Raw genomic sequence first — 18044 nt, 5'->3', positions numbered from 1 at the left:
TCGAGAGCCGGGCTTTCGTCCACCTTGCGGCGGAAAACTGCTTTACTGCGATCAGACGTTGTCGCCTTCACCCTCGGTCGCCTGCACCACCGGCGCCGGCTCGATGAAGAGCGACTGCTCTTCTTCGGCGATCGCCTGGGCGCGTTCGCGCTCGGAGGCCTCGCGCGCCTTGCGGGCGCGGTGGTAGGCCAGGCCGGTACCGGCCGGGATCAGACGGCCGACGATCACGTTTTCCTTCAGACCGCGCAGGTCGTCGGTCTTGCCCATGATCGCGGCTTCGGTCAGCACGCGCGTGGTTTCCTGGAACGATGCCGCCGAGATGAAGCTGTCGGTCGACAGCGACGCCTTGGTGATACCGAGCAGCAGGTTCTCGTACGTGGCCGGACGCTTGCCTTCGGCGATCACGCGGTCGTTCTCGTCGAGCAGTTCCGAACGCTCCACCTGTTCACCCGGGATGAACTTGGTGTCGCCCACGTCGGCGATCTGCACGCGGCGCAGCATCTGACGAACAATCACTTCGATGTGCTTGTCGTTGATCTTCACGCCCTGCAGACGGTACACGTCCTGCACTTCGTCCACGATGTAGTGCGCCAGCTCTTCGATGCCCTTCAGGCGCAGGATGTCGTGCGGGTCCGCCGGACCTTCCACGATCATTTCGCCCTTGTTCACCACCTGGCCGTCGTGCACCAGCACCTGCTTTTCCTTCGCGATCAGGAACTCGTGGGCATTGCCGTCCAGGTCGGTAATGACCAGGCGCTGCTTGCCCTTGGTGTCCTTGCCGAACGAGGTCGTGCCGGTGACTTCCGCCAGCACGGCGGCGTCCTTCGGCGAACGCGCTTCGAACAGCTCGGCCACTCGCGGCAGACCACCGGTAATGTCGCGGGTCTTCTGCGATTCGGTCGGGATACGCGCGAGCACTTCACCCACATGCACCTGCTGGCCGTCCTTCACCGTGATCAGCGCACCGACCTGGAAGCCGATGGTCACGGAGTGGTCCGTGCCCGGGATCTTCACTTCCTGGCCGCTGGCGTCGAGCAGCTTCACCTGCGGGCGGATGCCCTTGGTTGCAGCCGTGCGGCGCTTGGCGTCGATCACCACCAGGGTCGACAGGCCCGTCACTTCGTCCATCTGCTTGGCGACGGTCACGCCTTCTTCGACGTTTTCGAACTTGGTCGTACCGGTGTATTCCGAAACGATCGGGCGAGTCAGCGCGTCCCACGTGGCCAGCTGCGTGCCAGCCTTGATGGCCTGGCCGTCCTGCACGAGCAGCGTGGCGCCATACGGGATCTTGTGGCGTTCGCGCTCGCGGCCGTGGTCGTCGGTGATCAGCGCCTCGCCCGAACGCGAGATGACGATCAATTCGCCCTTCGCGTTGGTGACGTAACGCATGGTCGCCGTGAAACGCACGGTGCCGGTTGCCTTGGCTTCCACGCTCGATGCCACTGCCGCACGCGATGCCGCACCACCGATGTGGAACGTACGCATCGTCAGCTGCGTGCCCGGCTCACCGATCGACTGGGCGGCAATCACGCCAACCGCTTCGCCGGAGTTCACCAGCACGCCGCGGCCCAGGTCTCGGCCATAGCACTTGCCGCACAGGCCGTAGCGCGTGTCGCACGACAGCGGGGTGCGAACCTTGACTTCGTCCACGCCGATCGCGTCGATCATCTCGACCAGGTCTTCGTCCAGCAGCGTGCCGGCTTCGATCGCGGTTTCCTGGGTTTCCGGGTTGACCACGTCGGCCACGGTCACACGGCCGAGGATACGGTCGCGCAGGGCTTCGATCACTTCACCGCCCTCGACCAGGGCCTTCATGGCCACGCCGTTGGAGGTGCCGCAATCGTCTTCCACCACGACCAGATCCTGCGTCACGTCGACCAGACGACGGGTCAGGTAACCCGAGTTCGCGGTCTTCAGTGCCGTATCGGCCAGGCCCTTACGGGCGCCGTGGGTCGAGATGAAGTACTGCAGAACGTTCAGCCCTTCACGGAAGTTCGCCGTAATCGGCGTTTCAATGATCGAGCCGTCCGGCTTGGCCATCAGGCCACGCATACCTGCCAGCTGGCGGATCTGCGCTGCCGAGCCCCGTGCGCCCGAGTCGGCCATCATGTAGATGGAGTTGAACGACTCTTGCTTCACGGTCTTGCCTTCGCGGTCGACCACGTCTTCGTGCTGGAGCTGCTCCATCATCGCCTTGCCCACCTGGTCGCCGGCAGCGCCCCAGATGTCCACGACGTTGTTGTAGCGTTCCTGGTCGGTCACCAGACCCGACATATACTGTTTGTCGTATTCCTTCACCTTGGCCGAGGCCTCGGCGATGATCTTTTCCTTCTGCGGCGGCACCAGCATATCGTCGATGGCGATCGAGATACCGGCCCGGGTTGCCAGGCGGAAGCCCGACTGCAGCAGCTTGTCGGCGAAGATCACGGTTTCGCGCAGACCGCACTTACGGAACGCGGTGTTGATCAGGCGCGAGATTTCCTTCTTCTTGAGCGGCTTGTTCAGCACCGAGAACGGCAGCCCCTTGGGCAGGATCTCGGACAGGATCGCGCGGCCGACCGTGGTGGCCTGCAGCGTGATCTTGGGTGCGAAACGGGCGTCGCCCTCGGCGTCCTTGTCGACCAGCTCATACTCGGTGATACGCACGTTCACGCGGGAAGCCAGTTCGACTTCCTTGTTCTCGTAGGCACGGATCACTTCGCTGATGTCGGCAAAGGTCATGCCCTCGCCCTTGCCATTGATCTTGTCGCGGGTCGTGTAGTACAGACCCAGCACCACGTCTTGCGACGGCACGATCGACGGATCGCCGTTGGCCGGGAACAGCACGTTGTTGGAGGCCAGCATCAGCGTGCGGGCTTCCATCTGCGCTTCCAGCGACAGCGGGACGTGAACAGCCATCTGGTCACCGTCGAAGTCGGCGTTGAACGCCGCGCAGACCAGCGGGTGCAGCTGGATGGCCTTGCCTTCGATCAGCACCGGCTCGAACGCCTGGATACCCAGGCGGTGCAGCGTCGGCGCACGGTTCAGCATCACCGGGTGCTCGCGGATCACCTCTTCGAGGATGTCCCACACCACCGGGGTCTGGCTTTCCACTTCCTTCTTCGCCGCCTTGATCGTGGTGGCGATGCCCATCGTTTCCAGCTTGTGGAAAATGAAGGGCTTGAACAGCTCGAGCGCCATCAGCTTGGGCAGGCCGCACTGGTGCAGCTTGAGCGTCGGGCCCACCACGATGACCGAACGGCCCGAGTAGTCGACGCGCTTGCCCAGCAGGTTCTGACGGAAACGACCGCCCTTGCCCTTGATCATTTCGGCCAGGGACTTCAGCGGACGCTTGTTGGCGCCGGTCATCGCCTTGCCGCGACGGCCGTTGTCCAGCAGCGAGTCAACCGCTTCCTGCAGCATGCGCTTTTCGTTGCGCACGATGATTTCAGGCGCCTTCAGCTCCAGCAGGCGCTTCAGGCGGTTGTTACGGTTGATGACGCGGCGATACAGGTCGTTCAGGTCCGAGGTCGCGAAGCGGCCGCCGTCCAGCGGCACCAGCGGGCGCAGCTCAGGCGGCAGCACCGGCAGCACTTCGAGGATCATCCACTCGGGCTTGATGCCCGAACGCTGGAAGGCCTCGAGCACCTTCAGGCGCTTGGCGAACTTCTTGATCTTGGCTTCGGAGCCGGTGGCCTGCAGCTCGGCGCGGATCTGTTCGATCTGCTTCTCGATGTCGATGCCGCGCAGCAGTTCACGGATGCCCTCGGCACCCATCATGGCGACGAACTCGCCCTCGCCGTACTCGTCGCACTTCGCGAGGTAGTCGTCTTCCGACATGATCTGGCTCTTCTTGAGCGGGGTCATGCCGGGTTCGAGCACCACGAATGCTTCAAAGTACAGGACGCGCTCGATGTCGCGCAGCGTCATGTCCAGGACCATGCCCAGACGCGACGGCAGCGACTTCAGGAACCAGATGTGCGCGGTCGGCGCGGCCAGTTCGATGTGACCCATGCGCTCGCGGCGCACCTTGGCCAGCGTCACTTCAACGCCGCACTTCTCGCAGATCACGCCACGGTGCTTCAGGCGCTTGTACTTGCCGCACAGGCACTCGTAGTCCTTGATCGGGCCAAAGATCTTGGCGCAGAACAGGCCGTCGCGTTCCGGCTTGAAGGTACGGTAGTTGATCGTTTCCGGCTTCTTGACTTCGCCGTACGACCACGAACGGATCTTCTCGGGCGAAGCCAGGCCGATCTTGATCGCGTCGAACTGCTCTTCCTGCTGAACCTGCTTAAAGAGATCGAGCAATGCTTTCATTGCAACTCCTTGTTTCGCCACCGCCCCGGAGTCTGTCCGGGTCGATGGCATTCATCCTGTGGGAAATCCTTCGCTGCTGTTGTGTCGACAGGGAGCCGGCCGCAACCGGCTCCCCTCACCTGCCCGATCAGTAGCGATCGAGGTCGATGTCGATACCCAGCGAGCGGATTTCCTTCACCAGCACGTTGAACGATTCCGGCATGCCGGCGTCGATCGAGTGCTCGCCCTTGACGATGTTCTCGTACACCTTGGTACGGCCGTTCACGTCATCGGACTTGACCGTCAGCATTTCCTGCAGCACGTACGATGCGCCGTAGGCTTCCAGTGCCCACACTTCCATCTCACCGAAACGCTGGCCACCGAACTGGGCCTTACCGCCCAGCGGCTGCTGCGTCACCAGCGAGTACGGGCCGGTGGAACGTGCGTGCATCTTGTCGTCGACCAGGTGGTGCAGCTTCAGCATGTGCATCACACCCAGCGTGACCGGACGCTCGAACGCTTCGCCGGTGCGGCCGTCAAACAGCGCGACCTGCTGCTTGGAAGCGGTCAGGCCCTTCTCCTTCGCAATCTCTTCCGGATAGGCGAGGTCCAGCATGCGGCGGATTTCGTCCTCATGCGCACCATCGAACACCGGCGTCGCGAACGGCACGCCCTTCTTCAGGTTCTCGGCCAGTTCCAGGACTTCCGAATCCGACAGGCTGTCGAGGTCTTCGACCTTGCCGCTCTCGTTGTAGATCTGCGTGAGCAGGTTGCGCACTTCGGCTGCCTTGGCTTGCGCCTTCAGCATGTTGCCGATGCGCTCGCCCAGACCGCGCGCGGCCCAGCCCAAGTGCGTCTCGAGAATCTGACCCACGTTCATCCGCGAAGGCACGCCTAGCGGATTCAGCACGATGTCGGCAGGCGTGCCGTCGGCCATGTAGGGCATGTCTTCGATCGGGGTGATCTTCGACACCACACCCTTGTTACCGTGACGGCCGGCCATCTTGTCGCCAGGCTGCAGGCGGCGCTTGACGGCCAGGTACACCTTGACCATCTTGATCACGCCCGGCGGCAGTTCGTCGCCCTGCGTGAGCTTCTTGCGCTTCTCTTCGAAGGCCAGGTCGAACTCGTGGCGCTTCTGCTCGATGGCTTCCTTGACGGCTTCCAGCTGGGCAGCCACGTCCTCGTCGGCCGGGCGGATGTCGAACCAGTGGTACTTGTCGATATCGGCCAGGTACTCCTTGGTCAGCTTGGCGCCCTTGGCCAGCTTCTTCGGACCGCCGTTGACGGTCTTGTCGAGCAGCAGGCGCTCCAGACGCTGGAACGCGTCGCCTTCCACGATACGCAGCTGGTCGTTCAGGTCCAGGCGGTAGCGCTTCAGTTCGTCGTCGATGATCGACTGGGCACGCTTGTCGCGGGTCACGCCTTCGCGGGTGAAGACCTGGACGTCGATCACGATGCCGCTCATGCCCGAGGGCACACGCAGCGAGGTGTCCTTCACGTCCGACGCCTTCTCGCCGAAGATCGCGCGCAGCAGCTTCTCTTCCGGGGTCAGCTGGGTCTCGCCCTTGGGGGTGACCTTGCCCACCAGCACGTCGCCGGCTTCCACTTCAGCGCCGATGTAGGTGATACCCGACTCGTCCAGGCGAGCCAGCTGGGCTTCGGCCAGGTTCGAGATATCGCGCGTGATTTCTTCCGGTCCCAGCTTGGTGTCGCGGGCAACGACCGACAGTTCCTCGATGTGGATCGAGGTATAGCGGTCTTCGGCCACCACACGCTCCGAGATCAGGATCGAATCCTCGAAGTTGTAGCCGTTCCACGGCATGAACGCCACCAGCATGTTCTGGCCCAGTGCCAGCTCACCCAGGTCGGTCGAGGCGCCGTCGGCGATGACGTCGCCGCGGGCCACGTGGTCGCCCACCTTGACCATCGGACGCTGGTTGATGTTGGTGTTCTGGTTCGAGCGCGTGTACTTGATCAGGTTGTAGATGTCCACGCCGACTTCACCGGCCACGGCTTCGTCGTCGTTCACGCGGATCACGATACGCATCGCGTCGACGTAGTCGACCACGCCGCCACGCATGGCCTGCACGGCAGTACCCGAGTCGACCGCAACGGTGCGCTCGATGCCGGTACCGACCAGCGGCTTGTCCGGACGCAGGCAAGGCACGGCCTGACGCTGCATGTTCGCGCCCATCAGTGCACGGTTCGCGTCATCGTGTTCCAGGAACGGCACCAGCGAGGCGGCGGCCGACACGATCTGCGACGGCGCCACGTCGATGTACTGCACGCGGTCCGGCGTCACCATACGGGTTTCACGCTCGGAGCCTTCACGCGCCGACACCAGTTCGTCGGTCAGGATGCCGTCGGCGTCGACGGTCGCGTTGGCCTGCGCCACCACGTACTTGCCTTCCTCGATCGCGGACAGGTAGTCGACCTGGTCGGTCAGCTTGCTGTTCTCGACCTTCCGGTACGGCGTTTCCAGGAAGCCGTACTCGTTCAGGCGGGCATACAGTGCCAGCGAGTTGATCAGACCAATGTTCGGACCTTCCGGCGTTTCGATCGGGCACACGCGGCCGTAGTGGGTCGGGTGCACGTCACGGACTTCAAAGCCGGCGCGCTCGCGCGTCAGACCGCCCGGGCCCAGTGCGGAGACACGGCGCTTGTGCGTGATCTCGGACAGCGGGTTGGTCTGGTCCATGAACTGCGACAGCTGCGACGAACCGAAGAACTCGCGGATCGCCGACGAGATCGGCTTCGAGTTGATCAGGTCGTGCGGCATCAGGTTCTCGGTCTCGGCCTGGCCCAGACGTTCCTTGACGGCACGCTCCACGCGCGACAGGCCGGCGCGGAACTGGTTTTCGGCCAGTTCGCCGACGCAACGCACGCGACGGTTGCCCAGGTGGTCGATGTCATCGACCTCGCCCTTGCCGTTGCGCAGGTTGACCAGGATCTTGATGGTCTCGAGGATGTCCTCGTCCTGCAGCACCATGGCGCCTTCGCCGGTGGGGCGGCCCAGGCGGCTGTTGACCTTCATGCGGCCAACGCGCGACAGGTCGTACGACTCTTCGCTGTAGAACAGGCGCTGGAACAGCGCTTCCACCGCTTCTTCGGTCGGCGGCTCGCCCGGGCGCATCATGCGGTAGATCGCGATACGCGCAGCGGTCTGGTCGGCGGTCTCGTCCACGCGCAGGGTCTGCGACATGTACGGGCCCTGGTCCAGGTCGTTGGTGTACAGGGTCTGGATCTGCTTGACACCGGCTTCGCGCAGGTTTTCCAGCAGCGTTTCCGTCAGCTCGTCGTTGGCGTTGGCAATCACCTCGCCGGTATCCGGGTCGATGATGTTCTTGGCCAGCACGCGGCCCAGCAGGTAGTCTTCCGGCACGCTGATCAGCTTGGTGCCGGCCGAGTCCAGGTCGCGGATATGCTTGGCGTTGATCCGCTTGTCCTTCTCGACCACCACGCGGCCGTTCTTGTCGGCGATGTCGAAGCGCGCGACTTCACCGCGCAGGCGCTCGGGCACGAACTCCAGCTGCGCGCCTTCCGACTGCAGCGTGAAGTTGTCGAACACGAAGAAGTGCGCGAGGATCTGTTCCGGGGTCAGGCCGATCGACTTCAGCAGGATCGTCACCGGCATCTTGCGGCGGCGGTCGACGCGGAAGTACAGGATGTCCTTCGGATCGAATTCGAAGTCCAGCCACGAACCGCGGTAGGGGATGATACGTGCCGAGAACAGCAGCTTGCCCGAGCTGTGGGTCTTGCCCTTGTCGTGCTCGAAGAACACGCCCGGCGAGCGGTGCAGCTGCGAGACGATGACACGCTCGGTGCCGTTGATCACAAACGAACCAGTGGAAGTCATCAGCGGGATTTCGCCCATGTAGACTTCCTGTTCCTTCACTTCCTTGACCTTGCCAGGATTCTCGCGATCGTTGATGATCAGGCGAACCTTGGCGCGCAGCGCCGAGTGGAAGGTCAGGCCACGCTGTTGACATTCCTTGACGTCGAACGGCGGGTTAGACAGGTGATACGAGACGAACTCCATACGGGCAAGCCCGTTATGCGAGGAGATCGGGAAAATTGCGTTGAAAGCGGCCTGGAGGCCTTCGGTCTTGCGACGCGCGGTCGGCGTTTCCGCTTGCAAGAACTGGGTGTAGGATTCAATCTGGGTGGCAAGCAGGAATGGAACCTGATGTACCGTAGCGCGCTTCGCAAAGCTTTTGCGAATGCGCTTCTTTTCGGTGAAACTGTACGCCATGGGATCTCCGAATCATCGCAGGACGGCTGGACCTGGCCGCGCCTGAGGTGTTCAGCGACTGGGAGGGGATTTGGCGGTTGGCCGCTACCAACCTCTGGCTGACGGTGTCCGCACGCTGCGGGCGGTGTGGTCGTCGCATCAGCGCAACGCCTGTACTCGCCCGGGGGACACCCGACCAAACTTGTCTTCTGCAGTCGGTTCAGAAGACAAACATCAGCAGCAACCCCTTAGTGTGCCACTGATGTTTGGCCTCTGCTGAGTTGCCGGCAAATCAAATGCTACCGGGACTCGCAAACATCACTTTTTGCGACTTTGCCGCTGTGCTGAGTGGTGACTAAAACACAATCGCACAAGCGCAAAAAGGCTGGCGCCGGGAATTTCCCTTTGCCAGCCCCATTCGCGTGCCGCAAGGGCACGCGAGCAATGCATTACTTGACGTCGACCTTGGCGCCAGCGTCTTCCAGCTTCTTCTTGGCTTCGGCAGCAGCGGCCTTGTCCACGCCTTCCTTGACGGGCTTCGGTGCGCCATCGACCAGGTCCTTGGCTTCCTTCAGGCCCAGACCGGTGATTTCGCGAACAGCCTTAATCACGCCAACCTTGTTGGCGCCGACTTCGGCCAGGATCACGTTGAATTCGGTCTGTTCTTCGGCAGCAGCAGCGCCGGCAGCGCCCGGGGCAGCAGCCACGGCCATGGCAGCGGCGGACACGCCAAACTTCTCTTCGAACGCCTTGACCAGGTCGTTCAGTTCCATCACGGACATCGCGCCAACGGCTTCCAGGATGTCGTCTTTGGTGATTGCCATTTGAAATACTCCTACTAGATTTGATTCGGTATCGGTAATGCGATCTTTCGATGCGCGGCCTGGATTGCCTTAGGCGCCGGCGGCTTCCGCTTCCGCGGGAGCGCCTTCTGCGTTCTTGGCAGCCAGTGCAGCCAGCAGACGGGCGAAGCCCGACACCGGTGCCTGCATCACGCCCAGCAGCTGAGCAATCAGTTCGTCGCGGCTCGGGATCGAGGCCAGCGCCTTCACGGCGGCAGCGTCGAGAACCTTGCCGTCATACGACCCGGCGCGCAGGACCAGCTTGTCGTTGGTCTTGGCGAAGTCGTTCAGAACCTTGGCCGAGGCCACTGCATCTTCGGAAATACCGTAGATCAGCGGACCGGTCATCTGCTCTGCGAGGCCTGCAAACGGCGTACCTTCGACGGCACGGCGGGCCAGCGTGTTCTTCAGAACACGCAGGTACACGCCTTGCTGGCGAGCGGAAGCACGCAGCTTGGTCAGATCGCCAACCGCAATGCCGCGATATTCGGCCACGACGATGGTCTGGGCCTTGGCGACTTGCGCCGAGACCTCAGCAACGACGGCCTTCTTATCTTCAATATTAAGTGGCACGGTTTAGCTCCAAAATGACGCTGTGTCTCCGGCAATACCGGAGGCTTCACGTCAGCACAAACGAACGGCGTCCGATTGGCCCGAATCGACCGGGGCAGTGCCCGGCTTCTTCAATCCCTTCGGGTGCGCCATCTGCGCTGGCTGGCCGGAAGACGTCGCTCAGGCTTGGAAGCCTTCGCGCACGTTCCGACCGATTAAGCCCTTTCCGCATCACTGCCGCGGACAAGGACACCAGCGGTCTTTGATAACCAGCGGTGCCTGCCGATGCTTTCGCATCCGGCCGGCACCACTGCCCAAAGCCTTGCTCCTTTCCTTGTGGTCCGGAGACGATCCCCGCCGTGGCGAGGATCTTCAATTCTTCTTACCGACCGGTGTTATCGGGTCCCGGTCAGCAATTTGCCGTCAGCTCAGGCTGCCAGCGTAGCCTGGTCGACACGCACGCCCACGCCCATGGTCGACGAAACCGCAACCTTGCGCAGGTACACGCCTTTGCTGGTGGCCGGCTTGGCCTTGACCAGCGCGTCCAGCAGCGCGGCCAGGTTGCTCTTCAGCGCGGTGTCTTCGAACGAACGACGGCCGATGGTGGCGTGGATGATACCGGCCTTGTCGACACGGAACTGGACCTGACCGGCCTTGGCGTTCTTCACGGCCTGGGCCACGTCGGGGGTCACGGTGCCAACCTTCGGGTTCGGCATCAGGCCGCGCGGGCCCAGGATCTGGCCCAGCGTACCGACGATACGCATCGTGTCCGGCGAAGCGATCACGACGTCGAAGTTCAGGTTGCCGGCCTTGACTTGCTCAGCCAGGTCTTCCATGCCGACGATGTCGGCGCCGGCTGCCTTTGCAGCTTCGGCCTTCTCGCCCTGGGCGAACACAGCCACGCGCACCGACTTGCCGGTACCGGCGGGCAGCACCACGGAACCACGAACCACCTGGTCCGACTTCTTGGCGTCAATGCCCAGTTGCACGGCCACGTCGATCGATTCGTCGAACTTCGCCGAGGCGCAGCCCTTCACCAGGCCCAGGGCCTCGTCGATCGGGTAGAACTTGGTACGCTCGATCTTCGCCTTGTTGGCGGCGACGCGCTTGGAAACCTTAGCCATTTACAGACCCTCCACGGTGATGCCCATCGAACGAGCCGAACCGGCGATGGTACGCACGGCGGCGTCCAGGTCGGCGGCGGTCAGGTCAGCGTTCTTGGCCTTGGCGATTTCTTCAGCCTGGGCGCGGGTGATCTTGCCAACCTTGTCGGTGTGGGGCTTCGGCGAACCCTTGGCCACGCCGGCTGCCTTCTTGATCAGCACGGTCGCGGGGGGCGACTTCATCACGAACGTGAAGCTCTTGTCGGCGAAGGCGGTAATCACCACCGGCACCGGCAGACCAGGCTCCATGCCTTGGGTCTGGGCGTTGAACGCCTTGCAGAACTCCATGATGTTCAGACCACGCTGACCCAGTGCGGGACCAACGGGCGGGGAGGGATTTGCCTTACCAGCCGGAATCTGCAGCTTGATAAAGCCAATGATTTTCTTGGCCATCTCTACTCCAATCCGGATCGCTCTTTCGGGATGCGATCCTGTTGAGTCGTAACGCGCTGTCGCCGCACCATCGGCACGGCCTCACGCTCCTCTTGGCGCCGCCACCGGGGCGTCGCCGTTGCCAGTTGCCGCCCCTTCAGGCCGCAGCCGGCAAATTCCTTAAACCTTCTCGACCTGGCCGAACTCGAGTTCGACCGGCGTTGCGCGCCCGAAGATCGTGACCGAGACGCGCAGGCGCGACTTCTCGTAGTTCACTTCCTCGACGTTGCCGTTGAAGTCGGTGAACGGGCCGTCCTTGACGCGCACCATTTCGCCCACTTCAAACAGCGTCTTGGGACGCGGCTTCTCGACCCCTTCCTGCATCTGGGTCATGATCTTGTCGACTTCGCGCTGCGAAATCGGGCTCGGGCGGTTGCGGGCGCCGCCCACGAAACCGGTGACCTTGCTGGTGTTCTTCACCAGGTGCCAGGTCTCGTCGGTCATTTCCATTTCCACCAGCACGTAGCCCGGGAAGAAACGGCGTTCGGTGACCGACTTGTGGCCGCCCTTGATTTCCACGACTTCTTCGGACGGCACCAGGATGCGGCCAAACTTGTCCTGCATCTCGGCGCGCTCGATGCGCTCCTGCAGCGCGCGTTGCACGCTCTTCTCCATACCGGAGTAGGCATGCACGACATACCAGCGCTTCTTCGACGAAGGCGATTCCGGCGCGGTGGTTTCCTGCTGAGCGTTATCCGTCATGTGCTACCTCTTATTTCCAGCCCAGCACGAGCGAGAAGACGACCCACTCGATGAGCTTGTCCGCCGACCACAGGAACAGCGCCATGACGACGACAAAGACGAAGACCAGCCCCGTCATTTGCCCGGCTTCCTTGCGCGTCGGCCAGACGACCTTGCGAACTTCCCGGTACGATTCCTTGGCGAACCCGATAAAGTCCTTGCCTGGTGCCGACACCAGCGCAACCACGATACCCAGTGCAATACCGCCGAACAGCGCAGCGCCACGTACATAAGACGGTTGCTGTGCAAGTGCATAGAAACCGATGACGCCGGCAACCACCAGCAGCACCGCGACGCCGAGCATCCACTTGCCGCTGTTGGCGTTCACGGTTTCAACATTGGGATTGGCCATGTTTCGCAAACGAGACTAAGCCGCGTCACGATTGTTCTTCGCGACGCGGCTGATTGATTTGGCAGGGGCAGAGGGAATCGAACCCCCAACCTTCGGTTTTGGAGACCGACGCTCTGCCAGTTGAGCTATACCCCTAAAACAACTGGGGGCCGACGCATGCGCCAACCCCTTTTCTGGCAACGAACGCGGCCGGTTGGTGCCGCGTTCGCTATCGAACAGCTTAGTCGAGGATCTTTGCCACGACGCCGGCGCCGACGGTACGGCCGCCTTCACGGATAGCGAAGCGCAGGCCTTCTTCCATGGCGATCGGGGCGATCAGCTTGACGGTGATCGACACGTTGTCACCCGGCATCACCATTTCCTTGTCCGCCGGCAGCTCGATCGAGCCGGTCACGTCGGTGGTACGGAAGTAGAACTGCGGGCGGTAGTTGTTGAAGAACGGGGTGTGACGGCCGCCTTCGTCCTTCGACAGGATGTACACCTCGCCGGTGAAGTGGGTGTGCGGCTTGATCGAACCCGGCTTGCACAGCACCTGGCCGCGCTCGACGTCTTCACGCTTGGTGCCGCGCAGCAGCAGACCGACGTTGTCGCCAGCCTGACCCTGGTCCAGCAGCTTGCGGAACATTTCCACGCCGGTGCAGGTGGTCTTCACGGTCGGGCGGATACCGACGATTTCGATTTCTTCGCCGACCTTGATCACGCCGCGCTCGATACGGCCGGTCACCACGGTGCCGCGACCCGAGATCGAGAACACGTCTTCCACCGGCATCAGGAAGGTACCGTCAACGGCACGCTCCGGCGTCGGGATGTAGTTGTCCAGCGCGTCGGCCAGGTTCATGATGGCCACTTCGCCCAGCTCGCCCTTGTCGCCTTCCAGTGCCAGCTTGGCCGACCCCTTGATGATCGGGGTGTCGTCGCCGGGGAACTCGTACTTCGACAGCAGCTCGCGAACTTCCATCTCGACCAGCTCGAGCAGTTCAGCGTCGTCCACCATGTCGCACTTGTTCAGGAACACGATGATGTACGGCACGCCAACCTGGCGGGCCAGCAGGATGTGCTCACGCGTTTGCGGCATCGGGCCGTCAGCGGCCGAGCAGACCAGGATTGCGCCGTCCATCTGGGCAGCACCCGTGATCATGTTCTTCACATAGTCAGCGTGGCCCGGGCAGTCAACGTGCGCGTAGTGGCGGTTGGCCGTCTCGTACTCGACGTGGGCGGTATTGATGGTAATACCGCGTGCCTTTTCTTCCGGCGCTGCGTCGATTTCGTCGTACTTCTTGGCGGCACCGCCGAACTTCGCAGCCAGCACCGTGGCGATCGCTGCCGTCAGCGTGGTCTTGCCATGGTCAACGTGACCAATCGTACCAACGTTCACGTGCGGCTTGGTCCGCTCGAACTTTTCCTTTGCCATTTCGCGACTCCTGTCTCGGTAGCGATTTTGCCAGTGCGTGGTATTGGTGCCCATGGGCAGGATCGAACTGCCGACCTCTCCCTTACCAAGGGAGTGCTCTACCACTGAGCCACATGGGCGAAACTTGACGTACTACTTTGACAGCAACCGCGCGACTGGAGCGGGTGAAGGGAATCGAACCCTCGTCGTAAGCTTGGAAGGCTTCTGCTCTACCATTGAGCTACACCCGCCCGGTTCTTTCCTGCTTCTTCACCGGCACTGCCGGCTGCCGTCTTGCATTCTGGTGGAGAGGGCTGGATTCGAACCAGCGTAGGCGTAAGCCAACAGATTTACAGTCTGCCCCCTTTAGCCACTCGGGCACCTCTCCGCAGAGAACTATCGATTATGGGCCTACTCACCTAATCTGTCAAGCACTTTCCGTTGCGGATTCTGCACCTGGCGAGACTCGGGAGGACGTTCCGGCTTGGCGTCTGACGCTGCCTGACCGCACCCACAAGCGCAGTTTAGATTTCTGCGTTCTCACCCTATAGGGCTCTCGCAGCGGCGCTCCTGGCGGCTCTGAGGGTCCGTCAGAGGCAGCTGGAAGCCCGAGCGAAACTGCGGCCGGAAAAGACAAAACCCCTCGCAGCACACGCTGTCGAGGGGTTTTGGGGATAAGAGCCTGGCGATGACCTACTTTCACACGGGTAATCCGCACTATCATCGGCGCGGAGTCGTTTCACGGACCTGTTCGGGATGGGAAGGGGTGGTTCCAACTCGCTATGGTCACCAGGCATAAGGGGTTGTGGCGCTGGGGTTGAGGCCAGCGTCACGAATAGGGATGTAGTTGGGGGTTGTGCGTATCTGGCACAGACACGATCACACACACCAGGTAAAACACACTGGTTATAGGATCAAGCCTTACGGGCAATTAGTACTGGTTAGCTTAACGCATTACTGCGCTTCCACACCCAGCCTATCAACGTCCTGGTCTCGAACGACCCTTCAAGGAGGTCAAGCCTCCAGGGAATCCTCATCTTCAGGCGAGTTTCCCGCTTAGATGCTTTCAGCGGTTATCTCTTCCGTACATAGCTACCCTGCGATGCCTCTGGCGAGACAACAGGTACACCAGCGGTACGTCCACTCCGGTCCTCTCGTACTAGGAGCAGCCCCCGTCAAGATTCCAACGCCCACGGCAGATAGGGACCAAACTGTCTCACGACGTTTTAAACCCAGCTCACGTACCTCTTTAAATGGCGAACAGCCATACCCTTGGGACCGGCTACAGCCCCAGGATGAGATGAGCCGACATCGAGGTGCCAAACACCGCCGTCGATATGAACTCTTGGGCGGTATCAGCCTGTTATCCCCAGAGTACCTTTTATCCGTTGAGCGATGGCCCTTCCATTCAGAACCACCGGATCACTATGTCCTGCTTTCGCACCTGCTCGACTTGTCGGTCTCGCAGTTAAGCACGCTTTTGCCATTGCACTTTAGGTACGATGTCCGACCGTACCAAGCGTACCTTCGAACTCCTCCGTTACACTTTGGGAGGAGACCGCCCCAGTCAAACTGCCTACCATGCACTGTCCCCGACCCGGATTCACGGGTCAAGGTTAGAACCTCAAACAAACCAGGGTGGTATTTCAAGGACGGCTCCACGTGAACTAGCGTCCACGCTTCAAAGCCTCCCACCTATCCTACACAGATCGGTTCAAAGTCCAATGCAAAGCTACAGTAAAGGTTCATGGGGTCTTTCCGTCTAGCCGCGGGGAGATTGCATCATCACAAACACTTCAACTTCGCTGAGTCTCGGGAGGAGACAGTGTGGCCATCGTTACGCCATTCGTGCAGGTCGGAACTTACCCGACAAGGAATTTCGCTACCTTAGGACCGTTATAGTTACGGCCGCCGTTTACCGGGACTTCAATCAAGAGCTTGCACCCCATCATTTAATCTTCCGGCACCGGGCAGGCGTCACACCCTATACGTCCACTTTCGTGTTTGCAGAGTGCTGTGTTTTTATTAAACAGTCGCAGCCACCATTTTATTGCAACCCCGTCACCCTTCTGGCGCAGGCCAGTCAAGCTACCAGGGCGTACCTTATCCCGAAGTTACGGTACCAATTTGCCGAGTTCCTTCTCCCGAGTTCTCTCAAGCGCCTTAGAATACTCATCTCGCCCACCTGTGTCGGTTTGCGGTACGGTCTCGTATGACTGAAGCTTAGAGGCTTTTCTTGGAACCACTTCCAATTGCTTCGCAGCACTAGGCCGCTCGCCCCACATCCTTGAATTCCGCGCCCGGATTTGCCTAAGCGCCTTCTCCAATGCAGGGACCGGGACTTCCAACACCCGGACAACCTTCCGCGATCCGTCCCCCCATCGCATCATACGACGGTGCAGGAATATTAACCTGCTTCCCATCAGCTACGCATCTCTGCCTCGCCTTAGGGGCCGACTCACCCTACGCCGATGAACGTTGCGTAGGAAACCTTGGGCTTACGGCGAGGGGGCCTTTCACCCCCTTTATCGCTACTCATGTCAGCATTCGCACTTCTGATACCTCCAGCATCCTTTACAAGACACCTTCACAGGCTTACAGAACGCTCTCCTACCACGCGCTTGCGCGCGTCCGCAGCTTCGGTATATGGCTTAGCCCCGTTACATCTTCCGCGCAGGACGACTCGATCAGTGAGCTATTACGCTTTCTTTAAAGGGTGGCTGCTTCTAAGCCAACCTCCTGACTGTTTTAGCCTTCCCACTTCGTTTCCCACTTAGCCATATTTGGGGACCTTAGCTGGCGGTCTGGGTTGTTTCCCTCTTGACACCGGACGTTAGCACCCGATGTCTGTCTCCCGTGATTGCACTCTTCGGTATTCGGAGTTTGCTATGGCGGGGTAATCAGCAATAGACCCCCCAACCATGACAGTGCTCTACCCCCGAAGGTGAGACACGAGGCACTACCTAAATAGTTTTCGGAGAGAACCAGCTATTTCCAGATTTGTTTAGCCTTTCACCCCTATCCACAGCTCATCCCCTAACTTTTCAACGTTAGTGGGTTCGGTCCTCCAGTACGTGTTACCGCACCTTCAACCTGGCCATGGATAGATCATCTGGTTTCGGGTCTACACCCAGCGACTCAACGCCCTGTTCGGACTCGCTTTCGCTACGCCTTCCCTAATCGGTTAAGCTTGCCACTGAATGTAAGTCGCTGACCCATTATACAAAAGGTACGCCGTCACCCGTTGCCAGGCTCCGACTGTTTGTATGCATGCGGTTTCAGGATCTATTTCACTCCCCTCCCGGGGTTCTTTTCGCCTTTCCCTCACGGTACTGGTTCACTATCGGTCGATCACGAGTATTTAGCCTTGGAGGATGGTCCCCCCATCTTCAGACAGGATTTCACGTGTCCCGCCCTACTTGTCGTACACCTAGTTCCACAATCGTGTTTTCGCATACAGGGCTATCACCTGCTATGGCCGGGCTTTCCATCCCGTTCTGCTAACACCACTGCTAAAGAGTACAAGGCTCTTCCCATTTCGTTCGCCACTACTTTGGGAATCTCGGTTGATTTCTGTTCCTGCAGCTACTTAGATGTTTCAGTTCGCCGCGTTCGCTTCCCACACCTATGAATTCAGTGTGGGATGACCATACGGGCCGGGTTTCCCCATTCGGACATCTCCGGATCAAAGCTTGTTTGCCAGCTCCCCGAAGCTTTTCGCAGGCTACCGCGTCCTTCATCGCCTGTGATCGCCAAGGCATCCACCACATGCACTTGTTCGCTTGACCCTATAACGAGTGTGTCTCGATCGCTCGAAACCGTCGCTACAGGATGAGTTCTCGCATTTGTGCCGTATTCCAAGTCATCTTTCGATCACTTAAATACATTTTGGTTGATACAATCACAACCCGGTATCGTGTTTTGTACTGCAGCCTCTCATCAAAGGCTTCACGACACCTTTACTACATCCCATATTTTTAAAGAAACAGCCGATCTTGCGATCGCTTGGCAATGCCAAATGAAAACACTCGCAACCTCATCGTCGCGATGCGCTTTCATTTGA

The 18044-nt window shown here is 60.7% G+C and carries 9 protein-coding genes, 4 tRNA genes and 2 rRNA genes; all 15 read right to left on the bottom strand.

What is annotated here, in order from left to right; genetic code table 11:
• Window positions 1-51: 51 nt before the first annotated feature.
• The 15 genes from rpoC to K307_RS20960 all read right to left on the bottom strand — a co-directional run bounded on the left by rpoC (window position 52) and on the right by K307_RS20960 (window position 17769).
• Window positions 52-4296, bottom strand: coding sequence for a DNA-directed RNA polymerase subunit beta' (gene rpoC / locus K307_RS21030; protein ID WP_042882516.1), 4245 nt, complete (start codon window positions 4294-4296; stop codon window positions 52-54).
• 127 nt (window positions 4297-4423) lie between these two features.
• Window positions 4424-8530 (bottom strand): DNA-directed RNA polymerase subunit beta, encoded by a 4107-nt coding sequence (gene rpoB / locus K307_RS21025; protein ID WP_042882515.1) that lies wholly within the window; start codon window positions 8528-8530, stop codon window positions 4424-4426.
• A 428-nt stretch (window positions 8531-8958) separates the two neighbouring features.
• A complete protein-coding gene (rplL, locus tag K307_RS21020) occupies window positions 8959-9333 on the bottom strand; it encodes a 50S ribosomal protein L7/L12 (protein ID WP_012354151.1) in 375 nt (124 codons plus the stop codon).
• Between the two features lie 69 nt (window positions 9334-9402).
• Window positions 9403-9924 carry a 50S ribosomal protein L10 gene (gene rplJ / locus K307_RS21015; protein ID WP_042882512.1) on the bottom strand — a complete coding sequence of 174 codons (522 nt, stop codon included), beginning with the start codon at window positions 9922-9924 and terminating at the stop codon, window positions 9403-9405.
• A 407-nt stretch (window positions 9925-10331) separates the two neighbouring features.
• Window positions 10332-11027: a 50S ribosomal protein L1 gene (gene rplA, locus K307_RS21010; RefSeq protein WP_042882511.1), complete on the bottom strand. Its 696-nt coding sequence runs from the start codon at window positions 11025-11027 to the stop codon at window positions 10332-10334.
• The gene (gene rplK, locus K307_RS21005; RefSeq protein ID WP_042882508.1) at window positions 11028-11459 is read right to left on the bottom strand and encodes a 50S ribosomal protein L11; all 432 of its coding nucleotides are present in this window, start codon (window positions 11457-11459) and stop codon (window positions 11028-11030) included.
• Between the two features lie 159 nt (window positions 11460-11618).
• Window positions 11619-12200, bottom strand: coding sequence for a transcription termination/antitermination protein NusG (nusG, locus tag K307_RS21000; protein ID WP_010810468.1), 582 nt, complete (start codon window positions 12198-12200; stop codon window positions 11619-11621).
• Window positions 12201-12210: 10 nt separating this feature from the next.
• Window positions 12211-12591: a preprotein translocase subunit SecE gene (secE, locus tag K307_RS20995; protein WP_042882505.1), complete on the bottom strand. Its 381-nt coding sequence runs from the start codon at window positions 12589-12591 to the stop codon at window positions 12211-12213.
• 59 nt (window positions 12592-12650) lie between these two features.
• A tRNA-Trp gene (locus tag K307_RS20990) sits at window positions 12651-12726 on the bottom strand.
• An 85-nt stretch (window positions 12727-12811) separates the two neighbouring features.
• Window positions 12812-14002, bottom strand: a complete 1191-nt coding sequence (gene tuf, locus K307_RS20985) for an elongation factor Tu (protein WP_022536864.1) — start codon at window positions 14000-14002, stop codon at window positions 12812-12814.
• 44 nt (window positions 14003-14046) lie between these two features.
• Window positions 14047-14121, bottom strand: a tRNA-Thr gene (locus tag K307_RS20980).
• A 37-nt stretch (window positions 14122-14158) separates the two neighbouring features.
• Window positions 14159-14232 (bottom strand) — tRNA-Gly (locus tag K307_RS20975).
• A gap of 51 nt (window positions 14233-14283) precedes the next feature.
• A tRNA-Tyr gene (locus K307_RS20970) sits at window positions 14284-14369 on the bottom strand.
• 292 nt (window positions 14370-14661) lie between these two features.
• Window positions 14662-14775: ribosomal RNA gene (rrf, locus tag K307_RS20965) — 5S ribosomal RNA — on the bottom strand.
• A gap of 116 nt (window positions 14776-14891) precedes the next feature.
• Window positions 14892-17769 (bottom strand): 23S ribosomal RNA (locus tag K307_RS20960).
• Window positions 17770-18044: the final 275 nt, after the last annotated feature.

It is taken from the genome of Cupriavidus necator A5-1 (genome assembly GCF_000744095.1).
GTDB classification, from domain to species: domain Bacteria; phylum Pseudomonadota; class Gammaproteobacteria; order Burkholderiales; family Burkholderiaceae; genus Cupriavidus; species Cupriavidus necator_A.
This window is presented reverse-complemented; position numbering and strand designations above follow the sequence as displayed.

Bases quoted from the DNA above. Each gene is read 5' to 3' on its own strand.
- rplK (WP_042882508.1), bottom strand. From the start codon at position 11,459: ATGGCCAAGAAAATCATTGGCTTTATCAAGCTGCAGATTCCGGCTGGT.
- rplL (WP_012354151.1), bottom strand. From the start codon at position 9,333: ATGGCAATCACCAAAGACGACATCCTGGAAGCCGTTGGCGCGATGTCC.
- tuf (WP_022536864.1), bottom strand. From the start codon at position 14,002: ATGGCAAAGGAAAAGTTCGAGCGGACCAAGCCGCACGTGAACGTTGGT.
- nusG (WP_010810468.1), bottom strand. From the start codon at position 12,200: ATGACGGATAACGCTCAGCAGGAAACCACCGCGCCGGAATCGCCTTCG.
- rpoC (WP_042882516.1), bottom strand. From the start codon at position 4,296: ATGAAAGCATTGCTCGATCTCTTTAAGCAGGTTCAGCAGGAAGAGCAG.
- rplA (WP_042882511.1), bottom strand. From the start codon at position 11,027: ATGGCTAAGGTTTCCAAGCGCGTCGCCGCCAACAAGGCGAAGATCGAG.
- rpoB (WP_042882515.1), bottom strand. From the start codon at position 8,530: ATGGCGTACAGTTTCACCGAAAAGAAGCGCATTCGCAAAAGCTTTGCG.
- secE (WP_042882505.1), bottom strand. From the start codon at position 12,591: ATGGCCAATCCCAATGTTGAAACCGTGAACGCCAACAGCGGCAAGTGG.